Source organism: Rheinheimera salexigens, from assembly GCF_001752395.1.
Taxonomy (GTDB): domain Bacteria; phylum Pseudomonadota; class Gammaproteobacteria; order Enterobacterales; family Alteromonadaceae; genus Alishewanella; species Alishewanella salexigens.
Genome location: NZ_MKEK01000001.1, coordinates 2653850 through 2677193 on the forward strand (window position 1 = coordinate 2653850; position 23344 = coordinate 2677193).

Below are 23344 nucleotides of genomic sequence, written 5' to 3' on the forward strand. Positions count from 1 at the left end.
TTACGCTGTAGCGTTAGTAGAGATTCATCTCACTAAATTTTATACCATACGCACCAAAAGTATATTAATAGTTAATTATTGTTGAAGTTTAAACCCAAAGTTATTAACATCCTTATATTGCTTAATATAGGGATATTGATATGGCCGAGTTCTATATGACAGCGCGAACGCAACGCGCAAGTGAGATTTTTGCTTCTGACCCAGATTTACTAGCTCGATTTAATCAGCTAAATCACAGCAGTAGTAATGATTTATTACTTTCTGGGAAGCCTTATTTAACGTCCTGTCGTCCAAATGATACGTTAATCGCCCAGCAAATGTTTGCCATGCCGCCTGCTGTACAGCAGCGCATAGCCCAAACTTATTTGCATTATGAAGATTACACTCTGCCATTAGCACAGACTATTGATGAGCATATCAAGCCGGTAATGGATCGGATTGAGTTACATGGTCTACCTGCTGTAGCGGCTACCCTGTCACTAGCTAGTGAACATAGTAGTGCTCTGCAAAAAGCTTTAATTAAGTATCAAGTTGCATTAGAAGAATTACATCAATCAAACCTAGTAAAGCGTGGCGTTTCTGGCGCAAGAGCTAGAGGAGGTTATAACTCTGTAATTGCAGCCAAAGAAGCAGCCGTTCGGTTAGCACACTCCGAGCTTATTACCCGATTTCAAGGCCAATTGAATCGTTATGCTGCACTAAACAAAGCCAGCAGAACAAAAACTTCTTTAGCTAATGTTAATCGCAGTATTAATGTCGCTACTCATGGTCGCGATATGAACGGCACAAGTGCTGGCAGTCAACGCACAGCTAAAACGTTACAAGTCACTTCATCACAACAAGTAATGGCTCTTAATAATTATGCAAGATACACCCGAGTACTGGGTAACGGCGCTATTGTGCTCGATGCAGGATTCAGAGTGAATAAAGTTATGGACGCCCACTCTAGCGGCAGAGATGCAACTAGAGTAGCTATTTCGGAGGGTGCCGGACTTTCTGCATCAATAGCCACTGGTGCGATAATTGGTAAAACTGCAATCAGTATTGGAATAGGTTTAGCTGTTGGCCCTGTTGGTTGGGTAATAATAATAGGAACGGGGATATATGCAGGCTATCAATTATCAAAAACATCTGATGAGTTTGCTAAAGAATATTCAGGAGTTACATACGATAGAATAATGAGGATGAGTAAGTGACAGACAGTCCAATAGAAAGTTTTTGGTTAGGCGATCTTTTTTTAATCTTATTAGTATCAACCATTTTATCTTGGTTGGTTTTCGCTCAATTTAGTATGCATCCGATTGAAAAAAAAATGCGCGCTAATAATAAAGATAAAATAAGTAAGTGGGATGGTCCAGGCTGGAGGGCAATATGGTATGCATGGGCAATATTTTTGCCTATTTGCAAAATAAATGATTCTAGGGATCCGTTGTTAGATCCTGTAGAAGTCAAAAAACATGTTTCTCGTAAAGATTGGCTATTAGCCGCTTGGTTTTTCATCTCAATTTACGGCATGGTTATTAGTGGCTTAATCGCTAGTTATTTATGGAAACGCTAGCGTTATTAGTAACTTATGGATGGTGAATAAATTTCATACTTTAACATATTATAAATAACCAGAATTTACTTTGATAGACATCCTCAAAGATAACCTTTAATTAGAAACTCTTTAACATGAGCCTAAATTTGATAAGACAGGTACTGGCGAAATCAGTTCTTGCCAGTACCTGCCTTAGAAACAGCACTAGTACAAATTGTAATATGTTGAGTTAAAATGTTTTTAAAGCTTGCACCAAGCTATCCATTTCAGTTGTAGTATTAAATAGCGCTGGCGTAATGCGCACACATGCACCACCGGCTAAACCACTGCGATGAACGCTAAATATTTTATGTTGCTGTAATAACCTTGCAGCGATAGCTTTATTGCCAGCTACGCTGGTTTCCCCCTGCACACGAAATGAACAAATACCCGCATAAGTGTCAGGTTCAGTGCCAATAACTAACTGTACCTGCGGCACATCGTTCATGCTGCTTACCCAATGATCCCGTAAGTATTTTAGCCGCGCCGCTTTTAAATCAGCGCCAATTTGGTCATGAAAATCTAATGCCGTTGGCACAGTTAACCAAGCGGCATAATTAAAAGTACCGGTATGAATACGATTATAGGTCGTGCCGACTTCAGCTACAGTTTTAGCGTTAGTTTGAGATCTTGCTGCAATCTCCGCGGTATCACCAATGGCCGGTGCAATATCAGTTAAGCGCGACCTTTTAATGTACATTACGCCAACGCCTATAGGTGCACCCATCCATTTATGCAGGTTAAAACCAACAAAATCAGCGCCTAAATCGGCGACATTAAAGTTGATTTGGCCCCAAGAATGAGCCGCGTCAACAATGCAATCAACGTCATATTCGCGTGCCATGGCCACAATTTGTTTAATAGGTAGTACTAAACCATGACGATGGCTTAAATGGGTCAATAACAGCAACTTCACTTTTGGATGCTGTGCTAGCGCCGATCGATAAAAAGCCACATATTCATCAGCACTGGCCCGTTCCGGTAAATTCAGTTTAACCACAGGATTACCACGCTGCCGCATAGCCGCTTGCATACTATCGTAATCGGTATCAGCGTACATAACTGCATCGCTGGGTGTTAATTTACGATAGCGAGTAATCAAATTGTTAAGCACTTCAGTTGCGCCTCGCGCAAAAGCAATCTCATCAGCACCGCAACCCAGCATGCTTGCAACCCGCTGCTGGATGGGCTTAAATTCTTGCATAAATTCACGACGGCTATAAAGGGAACTATATTGATTCACCCGTTGCGTATGGTTTATATAACTTTGCAGCACACTTTTTGTCATTACGCCCCAATTGCCATTTTCCAACTGAATAACATTTGCTGGCAGTTCATATTGCTGACGTACTTGCTGCCAAAAGGCTTCATCAGACACTGCGTTTAAAGCTGCCCCTCTGGCTATGTCTATTTTAGAAAAAGGAATGTTAACTTCAGAGTTACTACCCGCTATGACATTGCGAGAGACTAAAGGTAGAGCTGCCATCGCGGCAGCTCTTATAATAAAATCACGTCGTTTCAGCATAATTAAAACTTATAATCAAAACGGACATAATACTGACCACCATCGGTATCATACGGAGCATGCCGCGAGTAAATTAAACCTCTACTCGCTTGCAGTGTTGCTTCATCTGGATAGTTATTAAATAAGTTTTCAACTCCTAAACGTACTTTAAAAGCAGGACTAGAATGCCAAGTAGCCGAAATATCTAACAGCATTTCACTTCCAAAATCTTGATATAGCTGACCACTTGCTTGATCAGCACTATCAGTCCACTTACCGAAATAGCGTAAGCGGGCAAAATATTCCCAACTATCTAATTGCCACGTCGCGCTAAGATTACCGCTAAACTTTGGTAAACCATCTTCAATCCTAACTACACCGCTGTCACTTATGGTGCCATCTTGCTTGGTTACTTCGGTATCGTTATAGTTAACCGCACCCGCCACTCGAATATCACCGTACGCAGTAGCAAAGGTGTAGTTTCCAGCTACATCAATACCGCGAGTGCGAGTATCAAAGGCATTAGTGTAAAAATTAACACTGGTAAAACTTTCAGCGCCGGCTACGCCTTGCGATAATAATTCTTGGCGAATGGACTCTGTAACATTGTAGTTTTGTGATTGACCAAAGCGGTTATCAACATCTATTTGGTAGATATCAATCGAACCATTAAAGCCACTATCAGTACGCATTGTTATACCTAGGGTATACGAGGTTGATTCTTCTGCTTGCAAAGGTTGGGCGCCAAAATATTGCGCAACGGGGCTAGTGGGTGATAAACGACCGGAAGTAAACAAATTTAAGGTAACGGTGTCGAGCCCTTGTGAGGTCCGCGTACTTTCTAACTGACCTGGCGTGGGTGCTCGAAAGCCCGTGCTTACCGTTCCACGAAATGCTAAATCATGAGATAACTCATAACGCAGTGATACCTTGCCATCAAGGGTATCACCAAACTCAGAAAAGTCTTCATAACGTAGTGCGATGCCCGTAGTAAATTGATCATTAATGGGCGCTTCTATATCAATATACCCGGCATAGCTGCGTTGATCATATTTGCCAGCTTGCTGAGGACTGTAACCCGGAAAGCCGTTTGAACCAGATGGCAAACCTTCTTGTGCAGCAGGACCAACAGCGTACGAAGCATAATCACCGGCACCGATCTGATACGTTTCTTCTCGAGTTTCAACACCAAAGGCAATATTAGCCGGATAAACTAAGATGCGATTTGCCCACTGGTAGACAAAATCTAGATTTGCATTCAGTTCGCTTTGCTTTAACTGACCTAAATAAAATTGAGTTGGGCTATCAGTACCCAAAGACGCATTAATACTTTCATCTAGCGTGTAATCAATAGCGCTACTGCCCATACTTATGCTGGCATCCCAACTAAAATCGGCTGTTACATCACCACTAATACCTGTAGTGAGTGCAAAGTCTTGATCTTCTTGACCAAACTTAGGTGAGAAACCCGCCGGAAAGAGTTTATGTAAATCGTAATCAGGATAATTATTTGGGCTTGGCTTATATGCACTAGTAGACAGCGGATTACGCCAGTTAAAATCTGATACCCCCTCACTTTCGCCATAAGTTGCAAAACCATACCAATTGTTTTCTCCCATGGAACTTTGTGCATTTAAAGCTAAACGTAAAGCTGTTCGCTCAGGTTGGCCCCAATGTTGTACTGGATTATTTACTTTGATGCCGGTTTGCTGTTCAAAATCAATAGCATCACCGCGTTGCCGCGAACGTGAGGTCATACTTGCATCAGTATATTCAAATGTTGCGCTTAAGTGACCGTCATCACCCAGCTTTGTGCCCGCGCGTAACGCGGTTTGCCACTCAAAGCCATCACCCTCAAAATATTGGCCAGCTTGGGTATAACCTGAAACGCCTACGGAGTCATCCAAAATAATATTAATGACACCTGCGATGGCATCCGAGCCATACTGTGCTGCTGCGCCGTCCCGTAGTACTTCAATACGCTTAATTGCTGCAGCTGGAATTTGCGCTAAATCAGCACCTTGTGCGCCATTAGAACCTAGTAAAGCACTACGGTGGCGTCGCTTACCGTTAATCAATACCATAGTGTGATCAGGGCTTAAACCGCGTAATGTTGCTGGTCGCACAAACACCAAACCATCGTTCATTGGCAAACGTTGTACATTAAAACTAGGCGCTAAAGTGGTTAAAATATCAACTAATTCACTTGAAGCTGTCGCATCCATTTCGTCGCGTGAAAATACATCCACGGGTGACATAGTATCAAATTGGGTTCGCGCTTGGCTGCGTGTACCTGTCACAATCAAGGTTTCTATTTCTTTATCTTGGACATTTCCACTCAGATCGAGACTGGAGTCTTGAGCAAAAGCGCTGTTAGAAATAGGTGATAACGCGGCCAGAATGGCTAAAGCTACTAGGTTGCGACTTCGGTTTAACATGTACTACTCCAAGAGTCTTTTAATAAAAGGAAAATTCAGGGAGTAAGGTAATCTACAATTGTGTAAGGTGAATGACGAAAATATGACGCTTATAAGTCAGCAGTTTTTAATTAAAGTGCAACAGGAAAAACATTATTCTGTTAGTTACACTTTTCCATAACAAAATTCTTAAGCTGTTGCCCTCTAATATCTATGAGTTGTTCTTTGGCTACTGTAAAGCCCATGTGCTGATAGAAGGGTTTAGCGGTAATACTGACTTCTGAGTAATATCGCCTGACACCGCGGGTTTGGCCTTGTTTAAATACGTGTTCCATCAGTGCTCTGGCAACACCTTGGCCTTGATACTGATGATGACAAAAAAATGATCAATTAAGCCATCGGGTTGCAGATCGGTATAACCCACTATTACGCCATCCATTTCTGCCACAAATGGCGATAAACCCTGCATACGCTGTTGCCAAGCGGTAAAATCGTATGACTCTGGTGCCCAAGCTTCTATTTGTGCTTGTGAGTAATCACGGCAGTTAATATTACGAATGGTATTAAAAAAGATGCGCCATAACGCTGCCGCATCTGTTTCAATACCCGTTGTCATATCACTTACAACATAATCTCGAATAATGATCAATTTTTTACAACAACCTCACGCACTAGCGGTTTTTCAGTAAACGGTTTAATACCCAGTTTTGGATATACTTCTGTTGGGTAATAAAATACGCCGCCGCGAGACACTAGGCTGATATTTTTGATTGCCTTAAAATCTTCGCTTGGGTTGCCGGGAACTAAAAAGAAGTCCGCCAGTTTGCCGGCTTCAATGCTACCTCTGTCGCGATGGCCTAAATAGTTTGCCATATCATAGCTGCCTAATTTCAACAGCTCTGCCGGGCTATACCCTAGTTGCTGAAAAATCTCTAATTCGCGATGCAATGTAAAGGCGCCGCCGAGATCGGTGCCCGGTATAATAACAATGCCCTTTTGCTTCATCATTTTTAAGGTACTAATAATTTTTTCATAAGCGCCACGATAAGCAGCGTCTTGCTCTGGGCTGCTAATGTCAACCATAGACACTTTGGCACTACGCTGCTCACCCGGTGGCATATGATCGATATAGTCTAATGCTCCCGCTTGGGTTTCGCCGTTTCGTGATAACAATAAGCGTTCATGAATGGCCATAGTCGGTTCAATAGCCACCTGATTATCAATCATTAATTGTAAGGTGTGCTGTACCGGCTGACTATTTATATCCAGCGCAGGTAAGCGATCAAGAGCCGTTAGGCGCAGCAAGGTACGGGTATCTTCATTTGGCTCTAGCACCCAGCCCAGCATTAGCTGATTAATATGGGTTAATTCGTGATAGCCCGCTTCAATCATTTGATTGGCATTAGAAAATGCCGGTACATGGCCTGACACTCGCATACCATGGGTTTTGGCTAGCTCTGCGATGGCAGGTACCCATTCGCCCTTCATACTGTTGTAAATTTTTACACCAGGAAAACCCTGTTCGGCGTAAGTATTTACCGCAGCAAGCGCTTGTTGTTGTGTTTCTACCAAAATACCATTGTTATTATTCGACGGGCTTTTACCTTCGATCATGCCATAGCGGGTTACTCTAGGACCAACCAGAATGCCATCTTCAATTTTGGCTACCAATTCGCCCAGTACTTGCAACGAATTGCCCATGTCTCTAACAGAGGTTACACCTGCTAGCACATTCATCAAGCCGTCATTATTGCCAACATGGCCATGCATATCGTACAACCCTGGCACCAGCGTACCGCCATTGCCGGTAATTTCTGTTTCGCCTACTTCAGCTTTTTCTGCAAGTGGAGCAATACGCTCAATACGACCGTTTTTTACTAATACAGACACGGGTGCTGAAAGCGCCAAGTTTTGTGGTTCAAATACCCGCACATTACGAATACGTACCACGCCGTCATATTGATGAGAAAACTCTGCTTGTAGGGCTTCAAATCGCTGTAACGAATATTTTGCTGATAGCTTACGTAACTGGGTTTCTTCGGCTTCAAAGCCTTGGCGTATAACAATAAAACGTGGCGTAATATAGGCAAAAAACTGCTGGTTATTGTCGAGTATTAAGTAGTCAGGATCTAGGTTTGCTCCCGCCAAAACATAGCTGCTTAAGTTTAACTTTTGGCCCTTGCTGCTAATGTTCAGAGTCTCTAGCTTTTCAAGCGATAACTGACCTGCCGGTAAAGCCGGCATAGATTGGCCTTCTGCTTGTAATAGCGCATTAGCTAATATGAAGTGGGCATATGGGCTACTGTTTTGTGGTACATACAAGGCAGATGATTGCAGCGTTTTTTGACCCGTGCCGGTTGCATCCTGCCAAGTAGCTTGGTTTGCCAAGCGTTGCATATGCTCTTCAATGGTATTGCCAAAAGTGGTGTTGCCCGTGATATGCCAGTTGGTAGGAATACCCTGTTGATCCAGCGTTAAGCTTTCCTTATAGCCTGGGCCTCGGCCATTGCTCTTAAAATCAAAATCTATCTGCAGATCAGAACCCTGCTCAGTAATAGTAGTCGTGACATGTAAATGCCCCACTCGGTTACCATTAAGCATAACCGTATAATTATCTAAGCTCTCAACAGGTTGTTGCTGTTGTTCGGTTAGCTCAGAGCAGCCAAACAACAAGCCCAGCATGACACCACATATTAATACTCGCATTACCCAGTTCCTTTAAACGTTTACAATGGCATCAGGCCAAGACAATACTTAATCTCAAGACAATGATTTAGCCTAAATTAATGAATAAACCTTATCCGAGTTCCTATTTCAATTCAATTCTTTACTCAGTTTCTACCTAAATAGTAAGTTTGCAATTAAACAATATATCTAAAGGTTAAATTAAACCGCGAGCCAGTCACTTTCTTTCTTTTTGGCACGCTGTGTTGCCAATAATGTTGCAGCTGTCCACGCATAACTAATAAGCTGCCGTGCGGCAATGCGATTACTATTTTCTTTGCAGGGTCATCCATTCTGCGCAACACAAAATCTCGTGTTTGGCCAAAATTAACCGAGGCAATAACAGGGTTTTTACCTAATTCTTGTTCGTCATCGGCATGCCAACTCATGTGATCATCACCATTGCGATACCAATTTAATAGCACGCTGTTAAAGGACGTCGCCGTTGCCTGCTCTATTTTTTGCTTGATATAAAGCAAGCCTTGGTTCCATGCATTCGGCTTAGAAGTAATGCCAGAATAAGTATAACGCTTTCCTGAGTCGCCATACCAAGCAGTCAGCCTAGGCAAATAGAGACTTCTGCCATACATGTTTATTTTATCGCGCTGCCAGTTAATATGCGTAAATTTTATCTGAGCAAAATCGTGTTCACTAACCTGCTGCCAGTTGGTGTTTTTCCAATCTAGGGTGTCATTCTGTTGAAAATACTCAACACTACGATCACTCACCTTGCGATTAAAAAAATGCTCTGCAAACATCAATTCGCCATTAGGTACTTTTAGGATAAAGGCTTGCACAGCGTCATGCCAAAGGTATGAATATTCGATATCTGCAGAAATGATAAAGGGCAGTTTTGGCTGGTTTGACTGGTCTAGCTCAGAGAATAAATCCATTTAGAAACCAGAGCCTGACTGTAATAAAAATTTTTTTTCTTCTTCGGTTGAAGCTCGGCCTAAAATTTTATTTCTATGTGGATAACGGCCAAACTGTTCGATTATAGCTTTATGTTTTAAAGCAAATTTTAGACTATCTTTGATACCCAACTGGGTAAATAAATGCTCTGCTTGTTGCTGAATGTACAAAGACTCACTGTGCATAAACGGCATATATAAAAAGGATTGTTGCTCAGCGCTTAATTCCACATCTAAACCTTTAGCAATAGCATTCTGTGCTAAGGCCAATGCTAAAGGATCATATAAAAAAGATTCTGGCTGGCCTCGAAACATATTTCTTGAGAACTGATCTAACACTATAATTTCAGCTAAACTGCCCAAAGCACTACAGCGCCAACTTGCTAGCTCGCATTGAATGGCTTGAGCATGCACAGCTGCAAACCTAGTTCGAATATGTTGATCAAAGGCGTCATTTTTAATAAACCACTTTGACCTACCCGCTTCAGTAAACCAAAACTCTATTATTTTTAGGTGCATTGTCACTCCTAAAAGTGTAACGCCCATATAAACGTTACCGTTAAACTAGCTTATACCCTCTACGCCTGACACAAGTACTCCAGGTACAAGGACCACGGTTTTTGCGCCAGAACGCTCCATTACTTTTACAATTGTAGACTGAATAATTTCGTCTTCTCGGGCATCAGCTGTGCTTGTAAAGCTTTGCAGCATGGGCTCAGCACCTTGCTCTTCCACGAATGCAATTGTTACCTGCTGTGCTAAATCAGCATGGCTACCAGAATAAGCAATTGATAATTCAGGATAGCCTTGAAAGCCCATTTTAATTTTTTTGGCAATTCTCTTTTTTGATTTATCTATATTCATGCTGATTCTCTAATAAGGTTTAACCGCGCCATTAAACGAATATCCGTAAAATGGCTTTATGTTATGACACGCCCAAGCCTATATGAATCGACTATCGCTATAAGCCAAATAATGACTAACAAATATATTTGAACATTTAATTCTTGTGCAGCAACACCTGTTGTTGAACTTGATAAGGATTGTGTAATGGCGGCAATATCTAATGGTATTTCGACACTTTTCAGCTGCTGTACAATCTGTTCAGCTTTAGCAAAAATTTCTTTGATAAAAAAATATAACGGTATAGAAAACGCACAAACAAAAACTGCACCCATCACATGTTTTTTAACATAAAAATGGCCAACACCCGGATACACCAGAGCAGATAACAATGCAGCTTGAACTGACTTTTTCATGTTGTACCTATATATTCATGCTGTGCCTATAATTGTGCCTAGATAAGTATCGACGCGCATTTGGATCTAATTTATATGCTACACACATTGTTGGAAATAGAAACCAAGCTTTTAGTTCAAGCAGCTTAATCATGTTTGGCTAGGTATCAAAATAAAAAAGGGCCTAAAATTGTTTAGACCCTTTAACACGATAAGATTTTAACCCTGTCAATACCGATAATCTAGGTGCTGTTGCAGCAAAACAGGATGAGGAATACTGTTCATTGATTAACGGTTTTCATTGCACAGATTAGCTATAAAAGGCTTCGACAGTACCTTTAAGCGTAATAATAAGCGGTTGACCACGACGGTCCAGCGCTTTATGCGAAGCGGCTTTTACCCAACCTTCGCTGATACAATACTCTTCAACATCGAAACGCTCTTTGCCGTTGAGCTTAATTCCAATATTGTGCTCGAAAACTTCTGCCACATAGTGTGGACTACGGGGATTGCTCGAAAGGCGATCAGGTAAAGCAGGTGCCGATTTAGTGTCGTTCATAATTGACCTAAGGTAGATAAAAGTGCGCTATTGTAGACAATATAGACCTAACGCTCAAGAACTGCTGTCACTGTTCGTTGTCAGTAAATTAAGCCACTTGCATCCTGGCAAGGTATTTATCTGCCATTTTTTATGTTGATATATTCATTTTTTACTGGCTCGTAACCGTATTTACTCTCTAAGCGTTTAATAATAAAGTGGCCGCGCGCCATGTCTTGATAAAAATCAGTGAACAGCGTATTTAAAGATGCACCCGTAACAGCGCCTATAACCGGAACAATTTGCGCTGCAAACTTATTCGTTATCACGATACCAAATCGCGCTGCAACTTTCTCTATAATTTCTGCCAGCCACTTCGCAGCTTGTGAGGGGGTATAGTTACTAACAGCTTTAGTGCTCTGCTTTGCTGCTATTTCCGCTAATTCTTTAGACAACTGCTGCATAGATTGGGTTAAAAAACCGCGAGTTATATAATACCCCGTTTCTGCTGCGTCATCTATTTTGCTGGGCCCACCAAGGGCAAAAACCTCGATGCAGGATTGTTTAGTGCTAATATTGTTTAAATCGAAACCTTCGCTTCGGGCAACATCAGCCACTGAGCGCATCATAATGGTTACTGAAATAGGCAGTTCAATTAACAGCGCAGTGAATCCAAATGCTCCGCCAATAGCTCCTGACGTTGCTGCATAAAATTTATGCAGCTTAGGTGAGGCTAACGTTTTTGGTTTATTATTTAGGCTCCATAATGCGGTACCCGCGGCTTTATGCAAAGCCACTTCTACAGCACCGTTTATTTTCTTTGCGACAGAGGCCGGCAGCGCTTTTACCGCTCCCTCTATTGGCGAACCGATTAAATGGGATATTTTCGAGATTACAGATGGCGACTCTAATAACGCTACGGCTGCTTTAAGGTCTTTATAATCAACAGGATCTTGCTGTATAGACACGGTAAATTCCTTATTTGGATGCTAAATTGATTCTAACCGCGAAAACAGCCATGGGCGTCTTCTGCTAGCACGGCTAAAAATTCTTCAAAAGAACTTACTTCAGGAACTGGATCATAACTATGCCATTTTAGATCTTGGCGCAGCCAAAATATCTGCCACGTTTTTGATTGCTTAATGTGGGTAGCTTTTGCAATCGGCTGCTCAATTTTAGTAGATTTATTATTCAATCTTGGCCGTATTTCAAAAAACTCTATGCTTTGCTCTTTGATACGATAACCAATATCAAGCTGGTCACGCATGTGTAAAGGAGGCCGGTTTTGTTGTATGTAAGTTGTCGCAAACTTTTCGACTCTAGCGTGTTCAAACTCACTGAATGCCATCCTTAATCTCCAATTAACTCAAAAGGCATAGTTGCATGAATTAAAACTCAATGTGTTTAGTATCAGTCATTTTTTCTATATTGTCCTATATAGATTTCTACAACTCATTCGCTTTAATCGTTGCTTGCCAGTTAACGGCTTGCCATTGGCCATTACGCTTAACAAAGGTACCGCTGTTTAAATAGCGCTTGGTTTGAACACCTGAACGCCCGACTAATACAAAGGCGACAACTGCTGTGTTACCGTATTGCATAATGCGGACATTTTCACTGCCATAAACAGTGTTAATATTTTCTGATTTTAATAAGCCACTGTCATTAACGCCTTGCATCAGCTCGGCTTTACCAAATCGCGTGCCGGTTGAGCTAGTGTAAATAAGCTCGTCGGCCCAAAATTTATTATGAATAGTGGCATCATTTCGAGTAGCTCCATCGAGAAATTCAGTCAGTAATTCGGTTAAGTCAGCTTTATCATCAGCAAAAGCAAGGGTTGGCATTAGTAGGGTTTGCATTAGAAATAACGCGGAGAGTAATAAAGTAAATTTCATTAGTATTTCCTTATAATTACTGATTAAAAAAGGCGCTAATTGCGCCTTTAGTTTGTAACACTTTTTAAGCAGTAACAATAGTTACATACTTATGCCGCCGTCTATTTCTACCACTCTGCCAGTAAAAAAGTCGTTTTCAAAAATGTATTTTGCCGTATGCGCAATTTCGTTGGCTTCGCCTAAACGCCCTACGGGTTTCATTTTCTCTAAACGTTCGCGCATTTCAGGCTTCATAGCGTCGGTCATAGCGGTGCGAATAACGCCTGGAGCAATTGCACCCACGCGAATGCCATAACGGCCTAACTCACGTGCCCAAGTGACTGTCATAGCCACTACGCCTGCTTTAGCAGCTGCATAGTTGGTTTGGCCCATGTTACCGCCCCGAGCAACGCTAGACATATTAATAATAACGCCTTTACGTTGCCGCTTTACCATTACAACAGCCGCTTCACGGCCACATAGGAAGACACCTGTTAAGTTAACGTCGATAACCGATTGGAATTGTTGCAACGACATTTTACTTTGAATTTCACCGTCTTTGAATTTCAGCAATAAACCGTCACGTAAAATACCCGCGTTGTTAATTAAGCCGTCGATGCCATCAAAATCACTATCGATTTGGGCAAAAGTGGCTTCAACTTCAGCTTCATTTGCAACGTTGGCACTGTAGGTATTAACGGTGGTGCTGACTGACAGTTCTGCTTTAGCCGCAGCTAACTGCTCGGCATTCATATCAATTAAGGCTAATTTAGCGCCTTCTGCAGCACACATACGTGCCATTTCTAGGCCTAGACCCTGAGCACCGCCAGTTATAACGATGGTTTTGTCTTTCAGATTCATGTGATTACCTTGTTCGTTTTTTGTTTGAGAGCGTCAGCCACTGCGTACATTTTTTCATGACACGTCGTAAATACTTCCCTGTAGACTCTTTGCACGCCATCCAGGCGTCCAAGGGTCGAGAAAAAAGTACATCCGCGTCTGACTCAGTTCTAACATTGAGTCAGTTAACAGCGCATCAACAGCCAGCACAAAGAAAAAACTCGGCGAACTTGCAGATCGCGACACAACTCTAAAATAAGTGAGTTACTCTATCGAAATAAGTACTCAGTATATTGAGCGAATACTACGTGCATTTTTCTGCAACACGCTATAAACCATCCATGCGGCTCGATTCCGGCCATCCATAGCCTGCAACGGTCTCTGAAAAAAGTACATTCGTACTCGCTTAATTCTGCTAAATCAGCCTGTGCATAGAATTTTTCTGCTGAGACCGTGTTTTTCAGGGATGAAAAACACGAGCCTACATGGATGTATTTACGGCGTGTCTCACAGAAAACATTCGGCGCGCAGGCGATACTTTACGCTAGTGTTATATTTAGCTCTTCTTCTCAAACATCTTAAAAATGCTCGAAAAATCTAACTTGCCGTGGCCTGCTCGCTGGTGCGTAACATATAAACTGCGCGCTAATGATCCCATAGGCGTACTACTATTGCTTTGTAATGATGCCTCTAGCGCTAAGCCTAAATCTTTAGCCATTAAATCAACTAAAAAACCACCCTGATAACCGTTTGATGATGGTACGTTTTCCATCACATCTGGGCAGGGGTTATAAAGCTCTAGCGTCCAGTTGCGACCCGAGCTTTTTAGCATAATATCGGATAACACTTTAGGATCTAAACCGTTATCTATACCCATTTGTAGGGCTTCAGATGTACCCGCCATCAGAATACTTAGCAGCATATTATTACAAATTTTAGCCACTTGGCCTGCGCCAATGTCACCGGCATGAAACAGGTTTTTACCCATATTACTCAGTACGGTTTTGGCTCGCTCAAAATCAGCTGCAGCACCACCTGTAATAAAGGTTAAGGTACCAGCTTTTGCACCACCAACACCACCTGAAACCGGTGCGTCAATAAAGGCGATACCGTGCTCAGCTAAACCCGCGCCAACTTTGCGCGCACTCGCCGCATCGATAGTAGAGCAATCAATAACTAGCGCTGTTTTAGCGATATGATTAGCTAGTCCTTGCTCACCGAGGTAGAGGCCAATAACATGCTTACCAGCAGGTAGCATGGAAATAACAAACTCGGCATCGGTTACCGCTGCAATTGCCGAGCCGGCACTGGCGACACCTTCGGCTTTAACCTGGGCTAAAGCAGAGGCTGATAAATCAAACGCTGTTACTTGATGTCCGGCTTTAGCAAGGTTAATGGCCATAGGGCCACCCATATTACCAAGGCCGATGAAGGCGACTTTTGCCATCTTGGGATCCTTTTAGTCTTCTAATTGTCCAAGTTCACGAAGCGGATGTTCAGCTGTAGTCCATGGTGAGCGGAATAACTCAGTCACAATTTCAGCCGGTACATCGGCAACAGTTTTATATTGCCATTTTGGTTGGTGATCTTTCTCTATCAATAACGCTCGTACACCTTCGGCAAACTCACCTAATTTACCGCATTGCACACTTAAACCTAACTCTAACCGAAAGCTGTCGGCTAAAATTTTACTTTGGCCAAGCTGTAATAATTTAAACACGATATGCGCCGTAATCGGGCTGCCATACGCCAACGATGCTTTGGCTTTATCTAGCCATTTATCGTCTTCACCATTTATCGCATTAATAGCAGCGATCACTTGAGGCAACTCGGTTTTATTGGCTAATGCTGCTATTTCTTCTTTATAGGGCCGAATATGACTTAACGGCATATGGCTGCGACATTGGTCTTCTTCAGTGCGTAAAATATCACTTAGCTTTTGATGGTTTAGCACCACCGTATCGCCCCAGTTCACGGTTAATAGCTTATCCATTAAGGCATCTTTACGCTGATGAACAACAAAATGATCGGCTAAGCCAATAAATTTAGCATCAGCCGCATTAATAGAAGCGCCCGTTAAACCCAAAAAGATGCCACAACCCGCTGGCATGCGATTTAAAAACCAGCTTGCGCCAACATCTGGGTATAAACCAATGGCCATTTCTGGCATAGCGATACGGCTAGTAGTGGTAACCACTTTATGCGATGCGCCAGCCATTAAGCCCAAACCACCGCCCATTACAATACCGTTACCCCAGACTAATACCGGTTTATCAAAAGTATGAATTAAGTAATCTAACTCATACTCTTTAGCAAAGAATTCTTCTACTTCAGGCGCATATTCACCTGGTTGACGTTGCATGGCATGATATAAATCACGAATATCACCACCAGCACAAAATGCTTTATCACCGGCACCTTGCATAAACACTAAGCAAATTTTAGGATCTGCCTGCCAGCGTTGTAATTGCGGTAGCATGGACTCAACCATTGGCAAGCTTAAGGCGTTTAACGACTTTTCGCTGTTTAGCGTAACGACGCCAACTTTTTTGCCGTTATGGGTATCTAGCTCTACATATTTAACTACGTCAGTCATGTGCTTATCCATTAATCCAATTATCCATTTATCCAATTGGGTTTACGCTTCTCTAAAAATGCCGTGACACCTTCCACTTGATCTTTAGTATCGAATAAACCTACAAAGCGTTCGCGCTCTAAGGCTAATGCACTGTGCATGGTACCGCTGCGTGCTTGTTGAATTAACAGTTTACAAGCACTCACCGCTGGTGGGCTTTGTTCGGCAGCTTTTTCGGCTAGTTCTAATGCCGTATCTAAAGCGGCACCGGTGGCAACCATCTCTTCGATTAAACCAATTTGTAAGGCTTTTTCGGCATTAACCCGCTCGCCACATAAAATCATCCGTTTTGCCCAGCCCTCGCCCACTAACCAGGCTAAGTTTTGAGTACCACCGGCACAAGGTAACAAGCCAACTTTGGCTTCAGGTAACGCCATGACAGTTTGTTGCTCGGCAATACGGATGTCACAGGCTAACGCGACTTCTAAACCGCCGCCCATGGCAAAACCATTGATAGCAGCAATAGACACACCACTAAACGCCGTTAATGTTTCAAAGGCTTCGCCAAACATCCGCGACATATCGCTAGCTACAGCCTTATCGCCATCAGCGAATAATTTAAGATCAGCGCCAGCACTAAAAAACTTATCGCCTTCACCAGTAATCACTAAAGCATAGATGTTTTTATCTTCGTCTAGGCTTTTTACCGCGTCACGCAGTTGGGTTAAAGTTTCAAAGGTCCAAGTATTTGCCGGTGGGTTGGCAATAGTAATTAATGCCGTATGCCCACGCTTTTCTAGTTTTAATTGTGCCATGATGCTTCCTTATCTCAGCTAGCGCTAACCAAAAAATATTAGCTAGCACTGGATTAGTTACCGATTTTCAGTCTATACCTGACCAATATTTAATAGATTGACTACAAAATATCGGCTGCAGCTTGATCTAACACTCGACGACCAATGATCAAACGCATAATTTCATTGGTACCTTCTAAAATTTGGTGCACCCGTACATCACGGAAATGACGCTCTAATGGGTATTCTTTAATGTAGCCATAACCACCGTGTAATTGCAGGGCTTGATCACAAACACTAAAGCCAATATCGGTTGCGAAACGTTTGGCCATCGCGCAATACGCGGTGGCTTCACTATCTTGTTGGTCTAGTTTAAACGCAGCTAAACGCACCAACTGCCGCGCGGCGACAAGCTCGGTTACCATATCAGCTAACTTAAATTGTAGCGCTTGAAATGCCGCTAATGGCTTACCAAATTGCTGACGCTCTAGCATATAGTTACGAGCCGTATTTAATGCTTGCTGCGCCGTACCTATAGAACAAGTAGCAATGTTAATTCTGCCGCCGTCTAAGCCTTTCATGGCAAAACCAAAACCTTCGCCTTCTGTACCTAATAAGTAGTGGGCTGGAATACGCACATCTTCAAAAGTAATTAACCGTGTTGGCTGCGCATTCCAGCCCATTTTCTCTTCGGCTTTACCATAAATAACGCCTTTAGCATCGGCCGGAACAATAAACGCCGAAATACCTTTAGGGCCAGCTTCGCCGGTACGTGCCATAACCACTAAGACTTCAGTTTCACCGGCACCTGAGATAAACATTTTTGAGCCATTAATAACGTACTCATCGCCGTCTTTTTTAGCGCTGGTGCGTAAACTGGCCGCGTCTGAACCTGAACCCGGCTCGGTTAAACAATATGACGCTAGTAGTTCACCGGTGACTAACTGATCGATATACTCGCTTCTGGCAGCGTCGGTACCCCAGTTAGCAATCATCCACGTTGCCATATTATGTATGGTTAACATAGCGGTAGTGGCGGTACAGCCCATCGCCAGTTGTTCAAAAATAATAGATGAGTCTAAACGTGATAAGCCCATACCACCGTATTGTTCTGGCGTATACAACGAGCAAAAACCTAGCTCGCCGGCTTTTTGGATAACGGCCTTAGGAAAAAAGTGCTCACGATCCCACTCGGCTGCATAGGGTGCTAGCTCTTGATCAGAGAATTGTTTTGCTACATCAACAAAGGCTTGTTGGTCTTCTGTTAAATTAAAATTCATATAGTGTCCTGCTTATACAATCGGTTTCGTTGCTTGCTTACGTCGCCGTATTAACCTTTTGAACCTGCACCAGAGTCTGACTGCAACGCGGAACCGGAACAACTAAGCAGACAATCAAAAGCGAGGATGGGAGATCCGAGCGGGTCTGCGTGTTGTTACGGTGGAAGCGGTTGCTTGCACCGGGCAGCGAGGAACACACTTGACTCACTGACACGCCGTAAACCGTCCCTGGGGCTCGATTCCGGCCATCCATGGCCTCCAACGGTCAGTTTAGTAAAGTCTGCTCCTCACCTGTGTACTTTAACTCAGATTAATCGACATATTCGGTCCTGAAACCGGAATATCATCGTTAAACCAACGAGCAGTAATAGTTTTAGTTTCTGTATAAAAACGCACTGCCTGCTTGCCATAGGCGTGTTGATCGCCATAGAACGAGCCTTTCCAGCCGGTAAATGAGAAAAACGGTAGAGGCACTGGAATAGGAATGTTAATACCGACTTGACCCACTTCAACATTATGCTGGTACTTACGCGCAGCTGCACCGCTAGCGGTAAAGATAGAAGTACCGTTACCGTATGGGCTGGCGTTAACCACTTCTAATGCCGCATCTAATGAATCAACATGCATAGTGGTTAATACTGGGCCAAAGATTTCTTGCTTATAAATTTCCATATCAGCAGTCACATCAGAGAATACAGTTGGGCCAACCCAGTTACCGTCTGGGTAACCTTCAACGGTGCAATCTGTGCCATCTAACAGACACGTTGCGCCTTCTTTTTTACCTTGGGCAATAAGCGATAACACCCGAGCACGGGCTTGTGGGCTAATTTGTGGGCCATAGGCTGCGTCAGGATCAGTGTAAACACCTGGGCGAACCTTACCAATGGCTGCAGCCACTTCTGGGATCCACTCTGCAGAATCACCAACAAATACTGCTACTGAAATAGCCATACAACGCTGACCAGCTGCACCCACTGATGCGCCAACTAAAGCATTAATCACTTGTTGTTTATTAGCATCAGGCATAATAACCATGTGGTTTTTGGCGCCAGCAAAAGCTTGTACACGTTTTAAGTTGTCAGTACCTGTTTTATAAATATACTGACCAACATTAACTGAACCCACAAAAGAAATAGCTTTAATATCTGGGTGATGCAATATGGCATCAACTTGCTCTTTAGCACCGTGCACAACTTGTAATACGCCTTTAGGTGCACCCGCTTCTGCAAACAGCTCTGCCAGTTTATTTACCGTCATTGGATCTTGCTCAGATGGTTTTAAAATAAAGGTATTACCGCAAGCAATAGACAGTGGGAACATCCACAATGGGATCATGGCGGGAAAGTTAAACGGTGTAATACCGGCACAGACACCTAGCGGTTGAATGTAGCTATAAGTATCAATACTACGGGCAACGTTCTCTACCGTTTCACCCATCATTAACGATGGAATATTAGCGGCTTGTTCAACCACTTCAATACCACGCCAAACATCGCCTTTGGCATCTTCAATGGTTTTGCCTAATTCTTGACAAATAATCTCAGCAATATCTGCTTGATGTTCTTTTAATAAATGTGCATAACGCATCATTAAACGCGCACGCTCAGATACAGGTACTTCTTTCCAAGTTAAAAAGGCCGCTTTGGCTGATTCTACCGCGCGGGTCATTTCATCTGGAGTGGCACAAGGTACTTGAGCAATCACTTCCTGAGTTGCTGGATTAGTAACGTCGATAAATTTGTCGCTGGCTGAATTTACAAATTCGCCATCAATAAAAAGTTTTACATTAACGGTCATGGAGCTTCTCCCGGTTGTGTGGAGCCCTGCCAGCTATATTGATTTATTATCTTGCTGGCAGTTTTCTATTTAGTTTATATAAGCAATTACATATCGCTTATATATCAGTATTTATATTACAAATTTTCGGTTAAATGACTTCAACAGCCAGTGCAACACCTTCACCACCACCAATACACAATGAGGCGATACCTTTATTAAGACCGCGTTGGCGTAAGGCATGAATTAAAGTCACTAAAATACGCGCACCTGAGGCACCAATAGGATGACCTAAAGCACAAGCACCGCCATTAACGTTTACTTTAGCTTCGTCTAAGCCTAGCTCTTTAATGGCTAGCATAGTGACCATGGCAAAGGCTTCGTTAATTTCCCATAAGTCGACATCTTGTTTAGCCCAGCCTGCTTTAGCTAATACTTTTTCCATCGCACCAACAGGAGCAACAGTAAATAATGCTGGTTCAATAGAGTGAGTCGCATGGGCTACTACGCGCACTAATGGCGTTAAGCCTTGTGCTTTGGCATCGTCTTCACGCATTAATATTAATGCTGCACCGCCATCAGAAATTGAACTAGAGTTGGCTGCCGTGATGGTGCCTTCTTTGGCGAAGGCCGGACGCAAACCTGGAATTTTATCAAAATTAGCTTTAGCTGGTTGTTCATCAATAGCAAAAGTGCTGTCACCTTTACGGCTTTTAAAGGTTACTGGTGCTATCTCAGCGGTAAAAGCACCGCTTTCAATTGCTTGTTGCGCGCGCGTTAAAGATTGCACAGCAAACGCATCCATTTGCTCACGAGTAATACCTTTTTCGTCAGCGGTGTCTTGTGCAAAACAACCCATGGCTTTACCGTCATAGGCATTTTCTAAGCCATCAAGCATCATGTGATCTTTTACTTCAGCATGGCCCATACGCATACCGCCACGAGCTTTAGGTAATAAGTATGGTGCATTGCTCATTGACTCCATGCCACCCGCGACTACTACATCTGCACTACCGGCTTTTAATAAATCAAATGCCAGCATTACCGCTTTTAAGCCTGAACCACAGACTTTATTCAATGTAGTAGCACCCGCTGATAAAGGTAAGCCTGCTTTTAATGTAGCTTGACGCGCCGGCGCTTGGCCTAAACCTGCCGGTAACACGTTACCCATTATGACTTCGCTAACTTTGTCACCGCTAATACCAGCTTGAGCTAAAGCAGCACTAATGGCGGTTGCACCCAGCACAGTTGCATCTACTGCTGATAAGCCACCCATAAACCCGCCCATAGCGGTACGTTGTGCTGCAACGATTACGATATTGTCAGACGCCATTATGCTCTCCAAAATTGGTTATTAAATAAATTCATAAAAAAAGTTGTTTCAGAGCCTACACCAAATTTACGTTTACGCCAACGTCAACCTACTAACACTATGGTAGTGATCGGCAATTAAGGTTCAACTCTCTGTACAGTCAATTTAATCAATTTGGCATCTTTGCTTTACAGTTAGCATTCACGCTGGCGTGCAGTCTAGGTGGCTGCTTTGTGCTTGCTTTACCTTTACGTAAACTTCACTTATAGTTGCAGCGTTTTTAAGAAGGCAGACATGACTACAAAAGAAGAAAAAACCTACAGCATTAGCGAGCTCGCCAAAGAGTTCGACATTACCACTCGCAGCATTCGTTTTTACGAAGACCAAGGCTTAGTGATGCCTTTGCGTAAGGGGCAGACCCGCATATATAGCAATCGGGATCGGGTACGTTTAAAGCTAATTTTACGTGGCAAACGTTTAGGTTTTAGTCTGGCCGAAACAGGACAATTATTTGAACTTTATGATGTAGATAAAAGTAGCGTGACGCAGCTTAATACCATGATGAAGTTAATTGAACAGAAAAAAGCTGATTTACATCAGCAATTAGACGATATCAAAGTCGTGCTAATGGAGCTGGTAACCGTAGAAAAGCGGTGCCGAGATATCTTAGCCGATGCCAAACCACATACACTGCAGCAGCAGGAACGAGTAAACGGGGAAAAAGCATGATTAGCAGCTATAAAGGCCTTAACTTCGACTTAGGTGAAACCGTCGATATGATTCGCGAACAAGTTAATGCATTTGCTCGTGAAGAAATCGCACCACGTGCCAGCCAAATTGATATTGATAATGAATTTCCAGCCGACTTATGGCGTAAATTTGGCGACTTAGGTTTATTAGGTATTACTGTTGACGAAAAATACGGTGGCTCAGGTTTAGGCTATTTAGAGCATGTTATTGCCATGGAAGAAATTAGCCGTGCTTCGGCTTCAGTGGCTTTATCTTATGGTGCTCACTCTAACTTATGCGTTAACCAAATTTCTCGTAATGGTACTGAAGAGCAAAAATTGAAATACTTGCCTAAACTATGTTCGGGCGAGCATGTAGGTGCGCTAGCCATGAGCGAGCCTAACGCCGGTTCTGACGTGGTTAGCATGAAACTACGCGCTGATAAACACGGCGATAAGTATATTTTAAATGGCAATAAAATGTGGATTACTAATGGTCCAGATGCTGACGTATTAGTTATTTATGCTAAAACCGACGTTAATGCTGGCTCTAAAGGCATTACAGCCTTTATCGTTGAGCGTGATTTTAAAGGCTTTAGTACGGCACAAAAACTAGATAAATTAGGTATGCGCGGCTCAAATACCTGTGAATTAGTATTTGAAGATTGTGAAGTACCGGCAGAAAACGTTTTAGGCCAAGTGGGCAGTGGCGTAAAAGTATTAATGAGCGGCCTAGACTACGAGCGTGTTGTATTATCTGCTGGTCCACTGGGCATTATGACCGCGTGTATGGATGTGGCTGTGCCTTATGTGCATGACCGTAAGCAATTTGGCCAAGCTATTGGTGAATTCCAATTAGTACAGGGCAAATTAGCTGATATGTATACCCAAATGAACGCAGCTAGAGCCTATGTGTACACTGTGGCTAAAGCCTGTGATCGCGGTGAGACCACCCGTAAAGATGCCGCTGCGGTTATTTTATATGCAGCAGAATTAGCCACTAAAATGGCCTTAGACGCTATCCAATTACTGGGCGGTAATGGTTATATTAATGAGTACCCTACTGGGCGCTTATTACGTGATGCTAAATTATATGAAATAGGTGCGGGTACGTCAGAAATTCGTCGCATGTTGATTGGCCGCGAACTATTTAACGAATCTATCTAGTTGAGCGAGGCAATGTACGAAAGCTACATTGCCTTGGTCCTAAGTCCGGTGTAGGCCAACGCTTCTGCTTTGGCTAACCAAGTCTGG

General features: G+C 42.9%; 24 protein-coding genes. 4 read left to right on the top strand and 20 right to left on the bottom strand.

Translation table 11 applies throughout. The features are described 5' to 3' along the window. Positions 1 to 140 precede the first annotated feature (140 nt). Together BI198_RS12020 and BI198_RS12025 are read left to right on the top strand one after the other, a co-directional pair. Complete coding sequence (locus tag BI198_RS12020) at positions 141 to 1196, top strand: hypothetical protein (protein ID WP_070049764.1); 1056 nt, start codon at positions 141 to 143, stop codon at positions 1194 to 1196. Continuing rightward, positions 1193 to 1558, top strand: coding sequence for a hypothetical protein (locus BI198_RS12025; protein WP_070049765.1), 366 nt, complete (start codon positions 1193 to 1195; stop codon positions 1556 to 1558). Before BI198_RS12020 ends, BI198_RS12025 begins: the two co-directional genes overlap by 4 nt. Before the next feature lie 211 nt (positions 1559 to 1769). Here the strand turns inward: BI198_RS12025 and BI198_RS12030 are convergent, their stop codons facing one another. The 20 genes from BI198_RS12030 to BI198_RS12120 form a co-directional block, all read right to left on the bottom strand. After that, positions 1770 to 3104, bottom strand: coding sequence for an aminotransferase class V-fold PLP-dependent enzyme (locus BI198_RS12030; RefSeq protein ID WP_083256609.1), 1335 nt, complete (start codon positions 3102 to 3104; stop codon positions 1770 to 1772). 2 nt (positions 3105 to 3106) lie between these two features. Then, positions 3107 to 5521, bottom strand: coding sequence for a TonB-dependent receptor plug domain-containing protein (locus BI198_RS12035; protein WP_070049766.1), 2415 nt, complete (start codon positions 5519 to 5521; stop codon positions 3107 to 3109). A gap of 140 nt (positions 5522 to 5661) precedes the next feature. Continuing rightward, positions 5662 to 5835, bottom strand: coding sequence for a GNAT family N-acetyltransferase (locus BI198_RS16135; protein ID WP_235605325.1), 174 nt, complete (start codon positions 5833 to 5835; stop codon positions 5662 to 5664). After that, positions 5835 to 6149 (bottom strand): GNAT family N-acetyltransferase, encoded by a 315-nt coding sequence (locus BI198_RS16140; RefSeq protein ID WP_201243498.1) that lies wholly within the window; start codon positions 6147 to 6149, stop codon positions 5835 to 5837. The genes BI198_RS16135 and BI198_RS16140 overlap by 1 nt, the downstream gene beginning before the upstream one ends. Continuing rightward, positions 6146 to 8206 (bottom strand): amidohydrolase family protein, encoded by a 2061-nt coding sequence (locus tag BI198_RS12045; protein WP_070049767.1) that lies wholly within the window; start codon positions 8204 to 8206, stop codon positions 6146 to 6148. Before BI198_RS12045 ends, BI198_RS16140 begins: the two co-directional genes overlap by 4 nt. Before the next feature lie 155 nt (positions 8207 to 8361). Beyond that, a complete protein-coding gene (locus BI198_RS12050) occupies positions 8362 to 9117 on the bottom strand; it encodes an alpha-ketoglutarate-dependent dioxygenase AlkB family protein (RefSeq protein WP_070049768.1) in 756 nt (251 codons plus the stop codon). Beyond that, the gene (locus BI198_RS12055) at positions 9118 to 9654 is read right to left on the bottom strand and encodes a DUF924 family protein (RefSeq protein WP_070049769.1); all 537 of its coding nucleotides are present in this window, start codon (positions 9652 to 9654) and stop codon (positions 9118 to 9120) included. A 45-nt stretch (positions 9655 to 9699) separates the two neighbouring features. Then, positions 9700 to 9999, bottom strand: a complete 300-nt coding sequence (locus tag BI198_RS12060) for a hypothetical protein (protein WP_070049770.1) — start codon at positions 9997 to 9999, stop codon at positions 9700 to 9702. Between the two features lie 56 nt (positions 10000 to 10055). Beyond that, the gene (locus BI198_RS12065) at positions 10056 to 10394 is read right to left on the bottom strand and encodes a hypothetical protein (RefSeq protein WP_070049771.1); all 339 of its coding nucleotides are present in this window, start codon (positions 10392 to 10394) and stop codon (positions 10056 to 10058) included. A gap of 289 nt (positions 10395 to 10683) precedes the next feature. Then, entirely contained in the window at positions 10684 to 10932 is a 249-nt protein-coding gene (locus BI198_RS12070; protein ID WP_070049772.1) for a DUF3297 family protein, read from the bottom strand. Between the two features lie 116 nt (positions 10933 to 11048). Further along, on the bottom strand, positions 11049 to 11879 hold the full coding sequence (locus BI198_RS12075) for an EcsC family protein (protein ID WP_070049773.1): 831 nt from the start codon (positions 11877 to 11879) through the stop codon (positions 11049 to 11051). Between the two features lie 32 nt (positions 11880 to 11911). Beyond that, a complete protein-coding gene (locus tag BI198_RS12080) occupies positions 11912 to 12259 on the bottom strand; it encodes a DUF3024 domain-containing protein (RefSeq protein ID WP_070049774.1) in 348 nt (115 codons plus the stop codon). Between the two features lie 97 nt (positions 12260 to 12356). Further along, a complete protein-coding gene (locus BI198_RS12085; RefSeq protein ID WP_070049775.1) occupies positions 12357 to 12806 on the bottom strand; it encodes a nuclear transport factor 2 family protein in 450 nt (149 codons plus the stop codon). Between the two features lie 81 nt (positions 12807 to 12887). Continuing rightward, positions 12888 to 13646: an SDR family oxidoreductase gene (locus tag BI198_RS12090; protein ID WP_070049776.1), complete on the bottom strand. Its 759-nt coding sequence runs from the start codon at positions 13644 to 13646 to the stop codon at positions 12888 to 12890. A 535-nt stretch (positions 13647 to 14181) separates the two neighbouring features. Beyond that, positions 14182 to 15072, bottom strand: a complete 891-nt coding sequence (gene mmsB / locus BI198_RS12095; RefSeq protein WP_070049777.1) for a 3-hydroxyisobutyrate dehydrogenase — start codon at positions 15070 to 15072, stop codon at positions 14182 to 14184. Positions 15073 to 15084: 12 nt separating this feature from the next. After that, on the bottom strand, positions 15085 to 16221 hold the full coding sequence (locus BI198_RS12100; protein ID WP_141728881.1) for an enoyl-CoA hydratase/isomerase family protein: 1137 nt from the start codon (positions 16219 to 16221) through the stop codon (positions 15085 to 15087). A gap of 20 nt (positions 16222 to 16241) precedes the next feature. Further along, positions 16242 to 17015 (bottom strand): enoyl-CoA hydratase, encoded by a 774-nt coding sequence (locus tag BI198_RS12105; RefSeq protein ID WP_070049779.1) that lies wholly within the window; start codon positions 17013 to 17015, stop codon positions 16242 to 16244. Between the two features lie 101 nt (positions 17016 to 17116). After that, complete coding sequence (locus BI198_RS12110) at positions 17117 to 18274, bottom strand: acyl-CoA dehydrogenase family protein (protein ID WP_070049780.1); 1158 nt, start codon at positions 18272 to 18274, stop codon at positions 17117 to 17119. A 300-nt stretch (positions 18275 to 18574) separates the two neighbouring features. Then, a complete protein-coding gene (locus tag BI198_RS12115; protein WP_070049781.1) occupies positions 18575 to 20071 on the bottom strand; it encodes a CoA-acylating methylmalonate-semialdehyde dehydrogenase in 1497 nt (498 codons plus the stop codon). A 130-nt stretch (positions 20072 to 20201) separates the two neighbouring features. Further along, entirely contained in the window at positions 20202 to 21383 is a 1182-nt protein-coding gene (locus BI198_RS12120) for a thiolase family protein (RefSeq protein WP_070049782.1), read from the bottom strand. Between the two features lie 273 nt (positions 21384 to 21656). On the opposite strand from BI198_RS12120, the gene BI198_RS12125 reads away from it, so the two are divergent. Together BI198_RS12125 and BI198_RS12130 are read left to right on the top strand one after the other, a co-directional pair. Then, positions 21657 to 22091 carry a MerR family transcriptional regulator gene (locus tag BI198_RS12125; RefSeq protein ID WP_070049783.1) on the top strand — a complete coding sequence of 145 codons (435 nt, stop codon included), beginning with the start codon at positions 21657 to 21659 and terminating at the stop codon, positions 22089 to 22091. After that, on the top strand, positions 22088 to 23257 hold the full coding sequence (locus BI198_RS12130; RefSeq protein WP_070049784.1) for an isovaleryl-CoA dehydrogenase: 1170 nt from the start codon (positions 22088 to 22090) through the stop codon (positions 23255 to 23257). The genes BI198_RS12125 and BI198_RS12130 overlap by 4 nt, the downstream gene beginning before the upstream one ends. Positions 23258 to 23344 lie beyond the last annotated feature (87 nt).

What these genes read in the sequence shown, in the direction of transcription:
- BI198_RS12020 (WP_070049764.1), top strand. Translation starts at nt 141, where the DNA reads ATGGCCGAGTTCTATATGACAGCGCGAACGCAACGCGCAAGTGAGATT.
- BI198_RS12030 (WP_083256609.1), bottom strand. Translation starts at nt 3,104, where the DNA reads ATGCTGAAACGACGTGATTTTATTATAAGAGCTGCCGCGATGGCAGCT.
- BI198_RS12035 (WP_070049766.1), bottom strand. Translation starts at nt 5,521, where the DNA reads ATGTTAAACCGAAGTCGCAACCTAGTAGCTTTAGCCATTCTGGCCGCG.
- BI198_RS16135 (WP_235605325.1), bottom strand. Translation starts at nt 5,835, where the DNA reads ATGGAACACGTATTTAAACAAGGCCAAACCCGCGGTGTCAGGCGATAT.
- BI198_RS12045 (WP_070049767.1), bottom strand. Translation starts at nt 8,206, where the DNA reads ATGCGAGTATTAATATGTGGTGTCATGCTGGGCTTGTTGTTTGGCTGC.
- BI198_RS12050 (WP_070049768.1), bottom strand. Translation starts at nt 9,117, where the DNA reads ATGGATTTATTCTCTGAGCTAGACCAGTCAAACCAGCCAAAACTGCCC.
- BI198_RS12055 (WP_070049769.1), bottom strand. Translation starts at nt 9,654, where the DNA reads ATGCACCTAAAAATAATAGAGTTTTGGTTTACTGAAGCGGGTAGGTCA.
- BI198_RS12060 (WP_070049770.1), bottom strand. Translation starts at nt 9,999, where the DNA reads ATGAATATAGATAAATCAAAAAAGAGAATTGCCAAAAAAATTAAAATG.
- BI198_RS12065 (WP_070049771.1), bottom strand. Translation starts at nt 10,394, where the DNA reads ATGAAAAAGTCAGTTCAAGCTGCATTGTTATCTGCTCTGGTGTATCCG.
- BI198_RS12070 (WP_070049772.1), bottom strand. Translation starts at nt 10,932, where the DNA reads ATGAACGACACTAAATCGGCACCTGCTTTACCTGATCGCCTTTCGAGC.
- BI198_RS12080 (WP_070049774.1), bottom strand. Translation starts at nt 12,259, where the DNA reads ATGGCATTCAGTGAGTTTGAACACGCTAGAGTCGAAAAGTTTGCGACA.
- BI198_RS12085 (WP_070049775.1), bottom strand. Translation starts at nt 12,806, where the DNA reads ATGAAATTTACTTTATTACTCTCCGCGTTATTTCTAATGCAAACCCTA.
- BI198_RS12090 (WP_070049776.1), bottom strand. Translation starts at nt 13,646, where the DNA reads ATGAATCTGAAAGACAAAACCATCGTTATAACTGGCGGTGCTCAGGGT.
- mmsB (WP_070049777.1), bottom strand. Translation starts at nt 15,072, where the DNA reads ATGGCAAAAGTCGCCTTCATCGGCCTTGGTAATATGGGTGGCCCTATG.
- BI198_RS12100 (WP_141728881.1), bottom strand. Translation starts at nt 16,221, where the DNA reads ATGACTGACGTAGTTAAATATGTAGAGCTAGATACCCATAACGGCAAA.
- BI198_RS12105 (WP_070049779.1), bottom strand. Translation starts at nt 17,015, where the DNA reads ATGGCACAATTAAAACTAGAAAAGCGTGGGCATACGGCATTAATTACT.
- BI198_RS12110 (WP_070049780.1), bottom strand. Translation starts at nt 18,274, where the DNA reads ATGAATTTTAATTTAACAGAAGACCAACAAGCCTTTGTTGATGTAGCA.
- BI198_RS12115 (WP_070049781.1), bottom strand. Translation starts at nt 20,071, where the DNA reads ATGACCGTTAATGTAAAACTTTTTATTGATGGCGAATTTGTAAATTCA.
- BI198_RS12120 (WP_070049782.1), bottom strand. Translation starts at nt 21,383, where the DNA reads ATGGCGTCTGACAATATCGTAATCGTTGCAGCACAACGTACCGCTATG.
- BI198_RS12125 (WP_070049783.1), top strand. Translation starts at nt 21,657, where the DNA reads ATGACTACAAAAGAAGAAAAAACCTACAGCATTAGCGAGCTCGCCAAA.
- BI198_RS12130 (WP_070049784.1), top strand. Translation starts at nt 22,088, where the DNA reads ATGATTAGCAGCTATAAAGGCCTTAACTTCGACTTAGGTGAAACCGTC.